We start from the raw sequence: 16448 nt of genomic DNA, 5'->3' as shown, positions 1-16448 counted from the left end.
GGAATGTAGATGAAAAAATGGTTCACTATTTTTGCAATTATACTTTTGGGTATTTTAGTGTATGCGTTGTCCTTTTTTGATACATTCTCTGGTAGCCCCCAAAAAGAGAAAGCGGCAAAACCAAAGAGTTCCGAACGAACTGAGTTGACGTTTTGGCGAAATAGTGGAAATACGGCTGAAAATAAGGCATTTGAAGAATTAGTTTCTGTTTTTGAAAAAGCAAACCCCGATATCTCGGTGAATATGAAGTCGATTCCATACAGTGATTATGAAATAAGACTGCGGACAGAACTTGCTGCAGGAAACCCTCCGGATATTTTGACGATTGACAGTCCTACGCTTGCTCTTTATGCAAATACCGGATCGTTATTATCAATTGATCCATTTATGAGAAAGGAGGGGCAGATTGAAGATATTCCTGCCTCTACCTTGCGAGGATTAATTTATAAGGGTCAAATTTACCTTGCACCGATTGTCGAGTCAAGTATTGCTTTATATTACAATAGACATTTATTTAAAGATGCCGGTATCCCTTATCCATCTGAAGATCCCAAAAACCCATTAACATGGGATAAGGTATTAGAGATTGCTAAAAAAGTAAATAATCCTGCTAAAGATGTGATCGGTATTGACCCGGCACAGGGTTTTAATGATGGAGAATCTCCTGCTTATTTTAAAACACCGCTCCTTTGGCAGTTTGGTGCTAATATTATAAGCCCCGATGGAACTACGGCAAGTGGGTATTTAGATTCAAAAGAGGCGTTAGATGCCCTTCAATTTTATCAAGATCTATATCATAAAAATGCTGTTGCCGCATTTGAATTACCCCCAGCTGCGTTTGAGTCAGGCAAACTTGCGATGACTGTGCTTGGTTCTTGGACACTTGCAGATCTGGAAAAAAATCACCCTGAATTTAAGCTCGGAGAAGATTTTGGAATAACTCCACTGCCAAAGGATAAATATCAGTTTGTTCCAAATGGTGGATGGGCGCTCGGAATCACCTCTAAATCAAAACACCCACAGGAAGCATGGAAGTTTATTAAATATGTGACAAGTTATGAAGGAATGAAAAAGTATGTAACTATAACAGGTGATATTCCTGCAAGATTCTCTGTAGCTAAAGCTTTTCCGGAGCTAAATGAGTATCCTAAAAACATATTTTTACAGCAAACGCAAAAATTTTCAAAGAACCGCCCTGTTACTCCTGCGTATCCCGTAGTCAGTAATGCAATCAGAACATTGTTTGAGGATGTTGGAATCGGCGGGAAGGATGTTAAGACTTCGGCGAGGGAAGCTGTAGAAAAAATCAATATAGGTCTTAAAGAAATTCAATAAAATGGGGACAAGGGGAAGGGATTAGTATGAATACATCCGAAATAACCATGAAAGGTCTCACATCTATCCTTCGTATTTTTGATGAAGCGAAGGCAAAAGAGTTTTATATGGATTATTTGGGATTTGTGATCGATTGGGAGCATCGGTTTGAGGATAATATGCCACTGTATATGCAAATATCCTATAAAAATTGTATTATTCATCTTTCTGAGCATCACGGGGATTGCTGTCCAGGTGCAGCGGTGAGGATTGAAGTGGGGAACATCGAGTCATTTTATTCACGGCTTCTTTCAAAGGATTATAAGTACGCCCGCCCTGGTATCGAAGAAACTCCATGGAAAACCAAAGAACTATGCATTCATGACCCGTTTGGCAATAGAATAATATTTTTTGAGAGCAGCTCCTCTAGTTAAGATACTAGAGGAGTTTTTTTTGTTGTAAGATCTCCTTAGTGATCCTGTTGTTGAATATTTAGGTTCCGAAGGACAAAACCGTACAAGGGAACAGGAAAAATGTCTATCGTAAGGGCTCCGAAGGACAAAACTCCACATGGAACAGGAAAAATGTCTATCGTGAATGTTCCGAAGGACAAAAACGCACAAGGGAACAGGAAAAATGTCTATCGTAAGGGTTCCGAAGGACAAAACTCCACAAGGGAACAGGAAAAATGTCTATCGTAAGGGTTCCGAAGGACAAAACTCCACAAGGAAAAAGGAAAAATGTCTATTATAGGGATTATAAAGATCACTCATAAAAAGTCCAATTACGAACACCTACTCTTTTAAAGTTTCTCTCTAGAATCCTGCTTATTCTTTTCTTAGATTCAACCACCACACACCATTCGTGAACAAGATTGGTGGTTATCTTTCGATCCGGAAATAGGAGCTTGATTTCATCCACCATGCGCAAAACAGCAGATTCAACTACCTCTTCGCACCTACAATCACCACACACTATTTTCTTTCCTTGGACAAACATCGAAAACGAGCTGCATTCTTTACACGTTATCCCCTTTTTCACCTGATCAAAGTTATAAGCCGGTACTTGAATAAATGAGGAGTCCATTTGATGCAACGAAACTAGTTTTTCAGCAATCTTTTTATGCTGGGTTGTTAGTTTTGACGGTTGCGCATTTAAATTTTCCATAAGTGCGTCTAGCTGCGTTGGATAAATTATGGGTTCATTTACGGGGCTTGATATAAAGTAAACCGGGGGTTTATATAAACAACATATCCCTCAATTGGTAAATTATATCCGTATTTTTGGAGTAATTGGCGAAGCAAAGATTTGCTGCGTCTCAACTGATGCAGTGGATTCTTAATTTCCTTTTCAGCCAGCGTTTCGAACCGGCCGTTTCGAAAACAATAATCGCCTTCATAATTTTTTACTTCAAAAAAGCTAATTTTCTTTTGAAAAATGATAGTGGTATCAAGTTGGAAGGTTGTTTTGTTAACGTTTAACAGCAAATCATTTAAAATATAACACTCACTCTGAATCTTTTCTGTTAATAAATCAAACTGAACTTCACCCTCAAAGCCTTTTTCTTGGTACAAATAGTACTTTTTCTCGTCAACGGTTTGATCCATTCTCTTGTTTAAAATCCTTAGAATAATTAATTTACCTGGGACAGTTCGTGCTTTAAAAGGCATCTCCCACTTCCTCTCCTATGTTTTAACAATCCACCTTAATCATAAATAAAAAAACAAAAGATATGCGTGAATACTTTGTTAATTTTCCAGAAGTTAAATGGAACCGTTTTCAACTGCCGAAAATTTTAAACGTCCATTTCCGAAGATATTAAACTCTCTCCTTTTCCAAATTTGCTAAAGTTAAAACCAGATAAAGAAAAAAGCTATTAGATAGGAGGTTAAGAGCTTGCAAGAATTAGTAAATGTCCAAAAGGAACCAGTTGTACAGATCCAAGCGGAAAAGAAAGCAGCTTCGAAACTGACAGGCAAATTGGAATATATCAAGAAAAACTATCATCTTTATTTGCTGATTGCTCCAGCTGTCATTTTAACAATCATTTTTAAATATATCCCCATGTATGGAGCCATTATTGCCTTTAAAGATTTTAGTACCATCAAAGGGATTTTAGGAAGTGATTGGGTCGGATTTGATAATTTCACCAAATTCTTATCTTCACCTAACTTTACCGACATTTTTATGAATACGCTTAAACTCAGTTTTTTTGGCTTAATCGTTGGCTTCCCAGTCCCTATCATCCTTTCATTAATGCTTAATCAGCTACGAAGGGCGGCCATTAAAAAAAATATTCAACTCGTGCTCTATGCACCAAACTTTATTTCTGTGGTTGTAATTGTTGGTATGGTGTTTATTTTCTTATCACCAACAGGCCCTATTAATCAACTGGTTAGCTTCATAACTGGAAAGCCGCTTATGTTCATGTCAAATCCAGATTATTTCCGATCAATCTATATTATCTCTGGTATTTGGCAGGCGGCAGGCTGGTCATCGATTATCTACGTGGCGGCTTTATCGAATGTTGACCCTGAATTACACAATGCAGCAACGATTGATGGAGCAAATATTCTTCAAAGAATGATTCACATCGATTTACCGACATTGAAACCATTAATGGCAGTAACATTTATTTTGGCTGCTGGAGGGATTATGTCGATTGGATTTGAAAAAGCATATTTAATGCAAACCGCAATGAATTTGCCTTCTTCCGAAATTCTGCCAACGTATGTGTATAAAGTAGGTTTACAGTCCGGCGACTATGCTTATTCAACAGCTGTTGGCCTGTTTAATTCAGTCATTAACGTAATCTTGTTAATCGTAGTTAATAAAATCGTTAAGAAGTTAAACGAAGGTGAAGGTTTATATTAACGAGAAAGGAGTCTTGAGATGAATATAAAGCACACCCGCATAGACCGAATCATATTAGGCTTTAATAATATCTTTCTATGCTTAGCCGTATTAATCGTGTTAGTTCCCTTGGTATATGTCGTTCTTGCGTCATTTATGGATCCAACAGTGTTATTAAATAAAGGGATTTCGTTCAATTTTTCAGATTGGAGTTTTAAAGGGTATCAGTTGATTTTATCCAATGATGCGATGGTCCGTGGCTTTATCAATTCTATTCTTTATTCAGTAGGATTTGCCGTTATAACTGTTGTGGTTTGTATTTTTGCTGCCTATCCATTATCGGTAAATGGCTTTGTCGGGAAAAATTTCTTTATGACACTATTTATTATCACCATCTTCTTTGGAGGTGGACTTATTCCAACTTACCTGGTTGTAAAAGACCTAGGAATGCTAAACACCCCTTGGGCGATTTTAATACCAGGCGCCGTGAATGTATGGAATATTATCCTAGCAAGGACTTATTTTAAAAGTATTCCTTATGAATTACATGAAGCCGCAAAGGTGGATGGAGCATCCGATCTACTAATCTTCTTTAAAATCGTTATGCCACTTTCCAAACCTATCATTTTCGTCCTAGCAATGTATGCATTTGTTGGTCAATGGAACTCTTATTTTGATGCGATGATTTATCTCGAGGATCCGAAATTGCACCCATTACAATTAGTTTTGAGGTCGATATTGATTCAAAATCAAACAGGACCAGGAATGATAAGTGATCAGCAGGCAATGGCTGAGCTTAAAAAGCTCTCAGAAATGATCAAATACTCATCGATAGTTATTTCTAGTCTGCCACTTATTATCATGTATCCGTTCTTCCAAAAGTACTTTGAAAAAGGTGTCATGGTGGGTTCATTGAAATAATGAGCCAATTTAATAGATTTAATTGTAAATGCTTACACACGATATTTAGGAGGGTAATGATATGAAAAATGTAAAAAAAGTTATGGCTGCATCACTTGCTACGATATTACTAGTTTCAGGCTGTAGTAACAGTGGCAAAAGTGAAACTGCATCATCAAAAGAGTATAAATTAAAGGATGTTTCTTTCCCTTTAAAGGAAAAAGTGACATTGAACTTTATGACCCAAAGCTCACCATTAGCGCCGGCTGATCCTAATAAAAAATTAATTTATAAGCGTTTGGAAGATCAGTCGGGTGTTCATATTAAGTGGAAAAACTATACCTCCGATGCTTTTATTGAAAAAAGAAACCTGGCAATGGCAAGCGGTGATCTGCCAGATGCCATCCTCGATGCAGGTTTTAATGACCATGATCTATTAAAACTTGCAAAAGATGGTGCGATTGTTCCTGTGGAAGATTTAATAGAGAAGTACATGCCTAACCTGCAAAAGGTTTTGGAAGCAGCACCTGAATATAAAGCAATGATGACTGCTCCTGATGGACATATTTACTCTTTCCCATGGATTGAGGAGTTAGGTTCAGGAAAAGAAAGTATTCACTCGGTTGATGATTTCCCATGGATCAATGTGGAATGGTTAAATAAATTAGGGTTAAAAATGCCGACAAACACAGAAGAATTAAAGCAAGTATTGATTGCCTTTAAAACAAAAGATCCAAATGGCAACGGAAAAGCAGATGAAATCCCAATGTCGTTTATTGGTAAGCAAGCAGGCGGGGAAGACTTAGCATTCTTATTTGGATCGTTTGGCCTTGGTGAAAACTGGGATCATACGGTTGTAAGCAATGATGGTAAAGTTACGTTTACAGCATCAGATAAAGGATATAAAGAAGGTATTAAATTTCTCAATGAGTTATATAAAGAAGGCCTAATCGATGTTGAAGCGTTTGAACAAGATTGGAACACGTATCTAGCAAAAGGCAAAGATAATCGCTATGGTTTATATTTCACTTGGGATAAAGCCAATATTACTGGAATGAATGACAAATATGACCTAATGAAGCCGCTTGCTGGTCCAGATGGCCAAGTGAATGTAGCCAGAACCAATGGAATGGGATTTGATAGAGGCAGAATGGTTATCACAAGTTCGGATAAGAACATTGAACTGACTGCAAAATGGATTGATCAATTATATGAACCAAAACAATCTGTTCAAGATAACTGGGGTACGTATGGTGATAAAACTCAACAAAATATCTTTGAATTAGATGAAGCAGCAGGAATGCTAAAACATTTACCTTTATCAGGTACAGCACCAGTGGAATTAAGACAAAAAACAAATATAGGCGGACCATTAGCGATTTTAGATGAGTATTATGGAAAAGTTACCACAAAACCAGATGATGCTGCATGGAGATTAGGATTAATGAAGGAAGTTATGACTCCTCATATGACCGCAGAAAATATTTATCCAAGAGTATTCTTCTCATTAGAAGATAGCGATAAACTTACAACAATTGAAACGGATATGTTTGCTTTCGTTATGAGAAAACGGGCCGAATGGATTCAAAATGGCAAAGTGGAAAAAGAATGGGATGGATATTTGAAAGAATTAGACCGCTTAGGATTACAAGAGTGGTTAAAGATTAAACAAGCAGGATACGACAGGAACACAAAATAAACGGTTGGCTGAGGCTGTACAGTACAGGCAGTACGTACAGCCTTGTTTCGAAATAAAAGGTATATTCCATTATCTAAATATCAAAAGGAGCGACAAATGATGAAACAACTATATAAAGAAAAATATCGTCAGCAGTTCCATTTTTCACCTGAAGAAAAATGGATGAACGACCCGAATGGAATGGTCTTTTTTAATAATGAGTATCACCTTTTTTATCAATACCACCCATTTGGGACCACATGGGGCCCAATGCACTGGGGGCATGCGGTTAGTAAAAATCTAATTCATTGGGAACAGCTGCCGATTGCGCTATATCCAGATGAGCATGGTGAAATTTTCTCTGGAAGTGCAGTAGTGGATTGGAATAATACATCAGGATTATTCCAGAATGGACCTGGGTTGGTTGCCATTTATACAAGTGCGGATAACTATCCAGATTCCGACAGGCCGCGTCAGCGTCAAAGTCTTGCTTATAGTACCGACAATGGAAGAACATGGACCAAATTCGAAGGAAATCCCGTACTTTCTGATGTAAACATTACCGATTATCGTGATCCAAAAGTTTTTTGGCATGAAGAAACGAATAAATGGGTAATGGTGTTAGCGACTGAACAATCCATCACCATATACACCTCTCCAAACCTAAAAGATTGGGAGTTTGCTAGTGAATTTGGAAATAATGCTGGGTCACATGATGGAGTTTGGGAATGCCCTGACCTGTTTCAATTGCCTGTCGATGGTAATGAAAGTATCCAAAAATGGGTCCTGCTTGTCAGCATTGGTGATAACCATGATTTCAAAGAAGGGTCAAGGACCCAGTATTTTATTGGTCAGTTTGATGGAACTACCTTTGTAAATGACAATTCAGATGAGACGATTCTTTGGATGGATTATGGCAGGGATAATTATGCAGGCGTAAGTTGGTCTGATATCCCAGCTGAAGATGGAAGAAGAATTTATATTGGCTGGATGAGTAACTGGCGTTATGCCAACCAGGTTCCAACGGAGGAATGGCGTAGTGCGATGACATTGCCAAGAGTATTATCGTTAGCTTCCAACGAGGCTGGAGTTCGCTTGATACAAAAAGTGGCAGCGGAAATCGAGACAATTCGAAAAAGTTCAGAGGTTTATCAAGACCTTACGGTTGAAGCAAACCAACCTGCAATCTTTAACATGTTCAGTCCATTAATGGAAGTGAGCATTCAACTTGAAAGCCAAACTTCAAATTCTTTTGGTATTGTTTTTCAAAACTCTGAAGATGTAAAAACAGTGGTTCGTTATGATGCAGAAAAGGAAATGCTACTAGTCGACCGGACGAAAGCTGGAGATAATAGTTTTTCAGAATCTTTCCCGACTGTACAAGAAGCCTTTGTAAAATTGGAAAATCTGCAAATTATTATTGATACTTCATCAATAGAGGTATTTGCAAATGATGGAAAGGTAGCTTTTACTAGCTTAATCTTTCCAAACCAACCATATGAGAAAATTGTTTTATTTTCAAACGAAGGAAATATCCGAGTGTCTTCATTAAAACTAACAGAACTAGATTCCATTTGGGGGAAGTAACTTTATTTTTAGGCAAAGCTCTAATCGAATTAATTGGGTTAGAGCCTTGTTTTTGGAAGAGAGGGCAAAGGATGAAACCAACTTTGATAAAATGGACTTCTGTATTTTTGTCCATCGTACTTATCTCTGCCTCCGTGGGCACGATTCTTGTTGATCCTACAACAGGCTTGGCAACCGAATCGAATGAAACGGGAAGTAAAGAAACGCGGGAGGGTGCGACAATTATTGAAAGTGTATCCAAAGCAATTACTAATCTGACAGACTGGCAAATTAAAGGGAAAGGCACGTTAGAAGACACAGAACAGGGACTTTTGCTTACTTCAGAACCTAAAGAGAATGTAATGGCTATATCAAGTGTTAATTCTGAAGATTTTATTTATGAATCGGATGTAAAAATAATAGACATGAATGCGGACGCCACCCTAGTATTCCGTTCTAATGAAGATGGCTGGGACTCGTACATGTTGCAAATCGTTCCAAATACGGGAATCATTCGTCTTCGTGATGCTCGTGACGAGAAGAAATTAAAAGAGGAATTCCAAGTTAACCTGCAAGAGGGAGGAATCTATCATCTGAAGGTGAAGGTGGTTGGAGATCATATCAAAGTTTATTGGGGGAATCAGTATGCTCCTATTATTGATGTCCATAATGCTACATATTATAAGGGTTTTCTTGGCCTTAATGTATGGGATGGAACAGCGTTGTTTCAAAATGTAAAAGTTAGCGAACTCTCTGCAAATCTAGGCCCTTCCCTATATAAGGAAGGAAGCTGGGAACCAGCAATCAAAGGTCTGAAGGGAATTGCTGTTGATGGTGTGAAAGCCAAGCAAATCTACAATAAGAGTGCAAGCGACTTTGTGCTTGAAGGAAATATTTCTTTTGATCAAGATCCATCGGAAGCAGCAATTTCATTTCGTACCAATGAACAAGGAACAACTGGTTACCAGGCCGTGCTTATGAAAAAAGGAAGTACTGTCAAAGCACATTTGGAGAAGGCGGACGGTACTGTGCTCAAAACATCTGACCGCACCTATGTAACCGAAAAAGGTGCCAAACACCATCTTGAAATTATAACAAACGGTAATCAAATCGAACTTTATGTTGATGGATATTCTGAGGCAGCTGTAAAAGTGGCGGATATGAGTTACAGTACTGGATTTGCCGGATTTTCTGTAACATCAGGTTCTGCTTACTTCCAGGATATTTATCTTGTTCCATCATCCAGCTATTACAAAGAAAAATATCGACCAGATTATCATTATACTCCAGCTCGAGGCTCTGTAAGTGATCCGAATGGGCTCGTCTACTTTGAAGGCGAGTATCATTTATTTCATCAAGATGGGGGGACTTGGGCTCATGCAGTAAGTAAGGATATGGTGAATTGGAACCGTCTCCCTATTGCTTTGCCATGGAATGATTACGGGCATGTTTGGTCTGGTTCAGCTGTAGCAGATCTAAAAAATGCTTCCGGTTTATTCACCAATTCTGGTGGTAAAGGGCTTATTGCCTACTACACTACCTTTAATCCGGATGGAACAAATGGTAATCAGCGGATTGGTCTTGCCTACAGTACTGATCAGGGACGTACTTGGGAATATTCAACGGAGCACCCAATTGTCATTGAGAATCCGGGCAAGAATGGAGAAAATCCAGGCGGCTGGGACTTCCGTGATCCTAAAGTTGTCAGAGATGAGGCAAACAATCGATGGGTCATGGTTGTATCTGGAGGAGATCACATTCGCTTCTTTACTTCTACTAATCTAATTGATTGGAAGCTTACTGATAATTTTGGTTATGGAAATTATGTTCGTGGCGGTGTATGGGAATGCCCTGATCTCTTCGAACTTCAGGTAGACGGTACGGAAGAGAAAAAATGGGTTTTGATGATTAGTACAGGTGCAAATCCAAAGACGCAGGGATCCGATGCGGAGTATTTTGTAGGGCATTTGACAGCTGATGGTAAATTTGTCAATGACAATACAGCAGGTAAAGTACTGAAAACGGATTACGGGAAGGAGTTCTACGCATCTATGTCCTTCGCCAATATGCCGGATAACCGTCGTGTGATAATGGCATGGATGACCAACTGGGATTATCCATTCGCTTTTCCAACTATGGGCTGGAAGGGAGAACTGACTATTCCGAGAGAATTAAGATTGGTGAAAACAGATGAAGGGATAAGACTTGCACAAGCTCCTATTAAAGAACTACAGTCGATTCGCAGTACCATTTTCCAGACACATAACAAGGTAGTCAATCCGACTAATGCCTCCAACTTGTTGAAGGGAATCTCTTCAGGAGCAATTGAAATAGAAGCGGAGATTGAAATTCCTTCTACCAGCAAATTAACGGAATTTGGTTTTCATGTTCGTGAAGGGGCTGACCAAAAAACAGTCGTAGGCTACAAAACAGCAGATAATCAAATATTTGTAGATCGTGCTGAGTCACGAGAGAAGGATTTCTCCAGCCTTTTTTCCACTTTACATGAAGCTTCTTTAAAACCGGATAATAAACGTATCAAAATGAATATATTTGTAGACGATTCGTCCATTGAAGTATTTGCTAATGATGGAAAAGTTGTTTTTTCTGATGTTATTTTCCCGGATCCTTCAAGTCGCAGTATGAACTTCTACACCAAGGGGGGAGATGTAAATGTTGTATCATTAAAGGTACATTCGCTAGCAAATACTTGGAATCAAAATGCAGATGAGGATACAAGAATTATAATGGATACAAATCAAAGAGAGATGAATATTGGCGATGCTCTACCGTTGTTTGCTTCCGCGGAGAACCGAAAAGGAAAGCGAACTCAGCCAATTAAATGGACATCTAGTGATTCGAATGTAGTGAGGGTTGACTCCTTCACTAACTCCAATGCAGTACTTAAAGCAGGAAGCAAAGGAGAAGCAATTATTACAGCTTCTGCAGCAAATGGAAAGACATCAGCAAGTGTAGTTGTTAGAGTGTATGATGGTAAAATCTATACTAATCTCACTGGATGGAAAGCAGATCTTTCTGCCTCCCAATGGACCATCACAGAAAATGGAATCCGTGGTACGTATACAAGTGATGCAAACTATATGGCCAAGGAAACGGCAGGAGACTTTACTTATGAAGCAGATATGATACTGGGACAATCGGGAGGAGCAGGTTCCATTCTGTTCCGGGCAAGTGAAGACGGTAGAAGCGGCTATTACTTCAATCTTGATCCGACCATGAAGGCTTTTCGCCTTTTTTACAAGATTGACGGTCTCTTCGTGGACCGTATGGTCATTGCGAAAGTGCATGCCTTTATTCAACCAAGTAAGACATATAAGGTGAAAATCGAAGCAAAGGGTCCTCACATTCAGATTTATGTGGATGGTCAAAAAATCATGGATTTACAGGATGGAACCTTTGCTGAAGGCCATTTTGGTTTAAATGTCTTTGGAGGTCAAGCTTACTATCAGAATGTCAATGTCAGCAATATGTCAGAAGCAAACTTAACCGTAACAAGCTTTACGAATATAGCAACAGGCAAAGCGATTTATACTGCTAATTCTCAAAACGGTGAGCCTGTGACCGTAGCTGACGCAGACAAAGCTACAAACTGGACTTTGATTCCGACAGGTGATGATTATGGTTCTTATTCCATACGTACAGAGGCCGGCAAAGCTATAGATCTGGATACAGGGCAAAATAAAATTCAGCTGTACAACTATCTTGGCTATAATAATCAGCGCTGGTTAATTACCAAAAATGATAATGGAACTGTAAGAATCACTTCTGTTCATAATGGCAAGGCACTCGAAATATCGGGAGAGGGAATTTTGACACTTAATGATTTGAATTTGAAACTAGAGCGTCAGCAGTGGACACTTTCGTCTGATATAAAATAAAGAAGTAAAAAAAACGCAAATTATCATTAACTTCCAGTGATAAGTAATTTTATTTTTCGGCAGAGCTCTAATTAAAGGTTAGAGCTTTGTTTTTGCAAGGCCATGAACAAGTTACTATATAGAACAATTTGAAAGGACGGTTGAGCTAAAATGAAAAACAATTCATCAGTCAATTGTATTGGAGAAATATTAATCGATTTTTTCTGTACAGATATAGATATTGATTTAGTAGAAGGTCAAAATTTTGTAAAACAGGCAGGGGGAGCGCCTGCTAATGTTTGTGCAGCGATTGTGAAATTGGGAGGCCAAGCTTCTTTCAGTGGAAAGGTTGGCAATGATCCATTCGGACTTTTTTTAAAGAAAACATTAGATGAAGTGAATGTCGATACCTCCATGCTTGTGCTCGATGATGAGCATCCAACAACATTAGCATTTGTTTCGTTAAAAGCAAATGGGGAAAGGGATTTTGTTTTTAACCGTGGCGCAGATGCTTTCTTAACGGAGAACGATCTGGATAAAGAAAGAATAATGGAATCTAGTATTCTACATTTTGGCTCAGCGACCGCTTTATTGGATGATCCATTTCAAACCACTTATTTAAATTTAATGCAGGATGCCAAAAATAAAGGAAAATTTATCTCATTTGACCCTAACTTTAGACATGACCTTTGGAAGGGAAGAAGAGAACAATTTGTAGAGTTGGTAAGAAAGGGAATTGCGATCGCTGATTTTGTCAAAGTCAGTGATGATGAATTAAAGATTATCTCGGGAGCAGATAATTTAACAGAAGGAATCGCTGCCTTTCATCAAATAGGGGCAATAGCAGTAGCCGTTACGTTAGGGAAAGAAGGGACATTGATTTCAAATGACCATCACATCGAAACCATCCCTAGTATTGTAGTTGATGCAATCGATTCCACCGGTGCCGGGGATGCTTTCGTAGGAGCAACGCTTTACCAGCTGGCGAAAGCAGAAGAACCGAAAAGTGTTTTAGAAGACTTCGCACACCTAAAACAAATCATTTCCTTTAGTAATAAAGTGGGAGCGATGGTCTGCACGAAAGTAGGAGCCATTTCTGCCCTGCCGACCGAAGTGGAAATACAGTTTTAAAGATACGCTGATTAAAAGTCGTTAAGTCAGTCCGTTTTATAAGTTTAAGGGAGAGTGTCTAATGAAACTAGGTTTTATTGGTTGTGGTGTTATTGCGATGGCACATGTTGAAGGGTTGAAAGAGTTAAAAAGAAACGGGATTGAAACATTTGAATTGTCAGCGGTTTGTGATATTCAGCAGGAAAGGGCTGAGCAGTTTGCTTCAGAGGTGGAAAAGCGGTTAGGCAACAGTCCTGCAGTCTATACGGAATATCGTTTGATGTTGGAAAAAGAACAATTAGATGCCGTATCCATCCTGATTAATCATGATTTGCATCATACAGTAGCAGAAGATTGCTTTGCAGCTGGGGTTCATGTGCAAATGCAAAAGCCGCTTTCGATTTCTCCTTCCCTTGGCCGAAAAATGATCGCTGATGCTAAGAAGTATAATCGAGTATTAACGCTATCTGAACCAAGTGTACTAGGGGCAGAAAATGTTGCAATCGCGAAGGCAGTAAAAGAAGGTCTGATCGGTCGTGTATCTTTCATTATCGATTATGCAACTGTTACATTGCATCGCGGATTTTTCGCCGGTACACCTTGGCGGCATATGAAAGGTCAAGCAGGGGCGGGCTGGATCAATGATCATGGAGTTCATAGAACTCACTTTTTTACTGAGATTAATGGTTCGATTGATGAAGTTTTTGCCTATACGGAAATTTTTGAAAAAGAATTAAGTAATGGGAATGTTACGGTCAAACCTACGGGAGAAGACACGGCCGTTACGGTCTTCAAGTTTACAAATGGAGGACTCGGTCATTGGATGTGTGCTACATCAGCCCATGGTGAAGGGACCGGAGGTGTGTGGATTTATGGAAGTAAGGGATGCCTTCGCCCTGGGCTTCATGCAACACTTGAAGATGGGAAAAAAATTCTGATCCCGGAATTGATTGAGCGGTTTGCCCCGAATATCGTTGAACATCCATTCGCCCATTCCTATGTAGAATTATGGGAAGCCATTGCTGAAAATAAAACACCTATTTCGAGTGCGATGAGAGGCCTGGAAGCATTAGGAGTTGTATTTGCTGCTCTTGAATCTGCAACAATCGGCCAGCCCGTTAAAGTTCAAGACATACTTAATGGGAAAAAACATGCTTATGAAGATACCGTTCTGGAAGAGATGAAATCAATCTTAACACCGGAACTTAAAGGATTAAGATAAAAGAAATAGGTTAGTAAATTAGGTACAGCCCTTTCTTAATTAAAGGAGGGCTTTTCACTTTAGTTTTTATGAACTATAGGAAGGAGAAGTAAATACATGCATTGTATACGTTGGGTATGGGGGTATATGCGGTAGAAATGGCCGTTAAAATGTATAAGAGTAAGGACTATACCATTAAGGAAATTACAGCAGCGACTGGAATCAGTAAAACCTCACTGTATAGGTATTTGGACAAAGTACAGTAGGGCTGCCAAGTTGAGCTTGTTATGATAAATTACATTTTATCTAAATAATCTGACGGACTAGAGCAGTAACCCTGTGACTAGGCCTAAAAGGGCAAATTTTACATTTCTCAATATCAAAGTAATAGGTTACACGTGGATTTTTTTTCTCATTTGATCTTTTATTTTTTGCTTTTCGTATTGCCATATGTCCTGCCTTACAAACATACATACCAGCATATTTATTAAAATCAAATTCGTCTTCCTTTTGTCGAATTCCTTGAGTGATATTTGGATTTAATTTGGCTACCAATTTAATATTATTCCCTGTCGTGTAAATGATATAATCCTTCTCAGAATAAGCGGCATCACCAATAACTGTCTCAACTTTTACGCCTGCATTCTCACTTTTTTCAATGAGCGTTTGAAGTTGTTTGCCATCATTTTTTTCTCCAGAAGTAATGACAGCTGCAGTAATAATTCTTTCCTCACTCATTGCCAAATGTGTCTTATATCCAAAAAAAGCAGACAATAATTCCTCTTTAGTTCATCGTAAACAAAGGAGAAGTCGACACCCCCGGAACGAAATTTTAGACCTTCTTAAACAAAACCTTTTAATTATGCAGTATACTTAAAAATGCGTTCATTGAAAACGCCCTCATGCGATGTGGTAGAAAGAAAAAGTATATTATACAGAGGTGTAATGTTTCATGTTATATGCCGAAGAGCGGAAAAGGGAAATCAAGGATTACATTCAAGGAAATTCAAGAGCGTCTGTTCAAGAGCTGAGTCAATTTTTTGAAGTATCAGAATCCACAGTGCGCAGAGATTTAAAGGAGCTAGAGGAAGAAAAGCTATTGAGAAGAACGCATGGGGGAGCTATTGCTCTCCAAAATGTCAACTTTGAACCAACATTTAATGAAAAGGAAGATAAGTTTCAAGAGGAGAAGAAAGCGATTGCCAGAAAAGCACTGGAATTTATTGAAGAAGGCGATACAATTTTGTTTGATGCAGGGACAACAACCTTCCAGCTTGTTAAGGAACTGCGGGCTTTTTCAAAGCTGACAGTAGTGACCAATTCACTTGTTTTTGCTCAAGAGTTGCAGGATGTTCAAGGAATTGATGTTGTGATAGTAGGGGGGGATTTACGAAAAGAGATGTGTGCCCTAGTAGGTCCGCTTACCGAAGCGGGATTATCAATGATGAGAGTAGATAAGGCTTTTATTGCGACGAACGGGATTGAGGCGGAAGAGGGGCTAACAACTCCTAATCTTACTGAGGCGGCAACGAAGAGGAAAATGATTCAAATTGCAAAACAAGTGATCTTGTTGGCAGATCACAGCAAAGCTGGGAAAGCGGCTTTTGCAAAATTTGCTGACATTCATGAGGTGGATAAATGTATTATCGATGCTGGTGTTCCTGATTCCTTTGTGGAGAAACTTAGAGAAATTGGGATTGATGTGTATGTCGTTTGTCCATAGTGTATGTTGACTATTTTTAAACCATATAAAGCTGAAATAGCTTTATATGGTTTTTTATTTGTTAAATAAACCATTAATGGAATTAAGTGTACTTGATGGAAAAAATTAATAAAAAAGCATTGTAATTTACAAATTCATCAATTATAATCATAAATAATCACATTTGATCATCAAATACCAAGGTATATGATGATCAAATGATTAAAAGTAAGCAAAGAATTGGAA

Annotated in this window: 13 protein-coding genes and 2 pseudogenes; 12 read left to right on the top strand and 3 right to left on the bottom strand. The window is 38.6% G+C overall.

Going from position 1 to position 16448, the window contains the following annotated elements:
• The first annotated feature begins 9 nt into the window (after nt 1–9).
• The 3 genes from J7E66_RS03880 to J7E66_RS03870 all read left to right on the top strand — a co-directional run bounded on the left by J7E66_RS03880 (nt 10) and on the right by J7E66_RS03870 (nt 2015).
• Nucleotides 10–1335, top strand: coding sequence for an ABC transporter substrate-binding protein (locus J7E66_RS03880; protein ID WP_214998119.1), 1326 nt, complete (start codon nt 10–12; stop codon nt 1333–1335).
• A 26-nt stretch (nt 1336–1361) separates the two neighbouring features.
• Nucleotides 1362–1748 carry a glyoxalase superfamily protein gene (locus tag J7E66_RS03875; protein ID WP_214998118.1) on the top strand — a complete coding sequence of 129 codons (387 nt, stop codon included), beginning with the start codon at nt 1362–1364 and terminating at the stop codon, nt 1746–1748.
• A gap of 99 nt (nt 1749–1847) precedes the next feature.
• The gene (locus J7E66_RS03870) at nt 1848–2015 is read left to right on the top strand and encodes a hypothetical protein (protein ID WP_214998117.1); all 168 of its coding nucleotides are present in this window, start codon (nt 1848–1850) and stop codon (nt 2013–2015) included.
• Nucleotides 2016–2079: 64 nt separating this feature from the next.
• Here the strand turns inward: J7E66_RS03870 and J7E66_RS31585 are convergent, their stop codons facing one another.
• Complete coding sequence (locus tag J7E66_RS31585; RefSeq protein WP_251032751.1) at nt 2080–2481, bottom strand: hypothetical protein; 402 nt, start codon at nt 2479–2481, stop codon at nt 2080–2082.
• Between the two features lie 38 nt (nt 2482–2519).
• Nucleotides 2520–2984 carry a nuclease-related domain-containing protein gene (locus J7E66_RS31580; protein WP_251032750.1) on the bottom strand — a complete coding sequence of 155 codons (465 nt, stop codon included), beginning with the start codon at nt 2982–2984 and terminating at the stop codon, nt 2520–2522.
• A 268-nt stretch (nt 2985–3252) separates the two neighbouring features.
• On the opposite strand from J7E66_RS31580, the gene J7E66_RS03860 reads away from it, so the two are divergent.
• The 8 genes and pseudogenes from J7E66_RS03860 to J7E66_RS03825 form a co-directional block, all read left to right on the top strand.
• A complete protein-coding gene (locus J7E66_RS03860; protein WP_246869768.1) occupies nt 3253–4188 on the top strand; it encodes an ABC transporter permease in 936 nt (311 codons plus the stop codon).
• 18 nt (nt 4189–4206) lie between these two features.
• The gene (locus J7E66_RS03855; RefSeq protein WP_214998116.1) at nt 4207–5088 is read left to right on the top strand and encodes a carbohydrate ABC transporter permease; all 882 of its coding nucleotides are present in this window, start codon (nt 4207–4209) and stop codon (nt 5086–5088) included.
• 61 nt (nt 5089–5149) lie between these two features.
• On the top strand, nt 5150–6766 hold the full coding sequence (locus J7E66_RS03850) for an ABC transporter substrate-binding protein (protein WP_214998115.1): 1617 nt from the start codon (nt 5150–5152) through the stop codon (nt 6764–6766).
• 96 nt (nt 6767–6862) lie between these two features.
• The gene (locus J7E66_RS03845) at nt 6863–8332 is read left to right on the top strand and encodes a glycoside hydrolase family 32 protein (RefSeq protein ID WP_251032749.1); all 1470 of its coding nucleotides are present in this window, start codon (nt 6863–6865) and stop codon (nt 8330–8332) included.
• A 71-nt stretch (nt 8333–8403) separates the two neighbouring features.
• Nucleotides 8404–12210, top strand: coding sequence for a GH32 C-terminal domain-containing protein (locus tag J7E66_RS03840; protein ID WP_214998114.1), 3807 nt, complete (start codon nt 8404–8406; stop codon nt 12208–12210).
• 150 nt (nt 12211–12360) lie between these two features.
• Complete coding sequence (locus J7E66_RS03835) at nt 12361–13320, top strand: carbohydrate kinase family protein (RefSeq protein ID WP_214998113.1); 960 nt, start codon at nt 12361–12363, stop codon at nt 13318–13320.
• 61 nt (nt 13321–13381) lie between these two features.
• The gene (locus J7E66_RS03830; RefSeq protein ID WP_214998112.1) at nt 13382–14521 is read left to right on the top strand and encodes a Gfo/Idh/MocA family protein; all 1140 of its coding nucleotides are present in this window, start codon (nt 13382–13384) and stop codon (nt 14519–14521) included.
• A gap of 131 nt (nt 14522–14652) precedes the next feature.
• Nucleotides 14653–14766, top strand: a pseudogene (locus tag J7E66_RS03825) (helix-turn-helix domain-containing protein); the annotation flags it as partial.
• 82 nt (nt 14767–14848) lie between these two features.
• Here J7E66_RS03825 and J7E66_RS03820 read toward each other — a convergent pair.
• Nucleotides 14849–15271, bottom strand: a pseudogene (locus tag J7E66_RS03820) (transposase); the annotation flags it as partial.
• A 181-nt stretch (nt 15272–15452) separates the two neighbouring features.
• Between J7E66_RS03820 and J7E66_RS03815 the strand changes: the two are divergent.
• Nucleotides 15453–16223: a DeoR/GlpR family DNA-binding transcription regulator gene (locus J7E66_RS03815; protein WP_214998111.1), complete on the top strand. Its 771-nt coding sequence runs from the start codon at nt 15453–15455 to the stop codon at nt 16221–16223.
• Nucleotides 16224–16448: the final 225 nt, after the last annotated feature.

It is taken from the genome of Bacillus sp. ISL-7 (assembly GCF_018613065.1).
The sequence above is the reverse complement of the archived record's forward strand: the minus strand, read 5'-3'. Positions and strand labels throughout refer to the sequence as shown.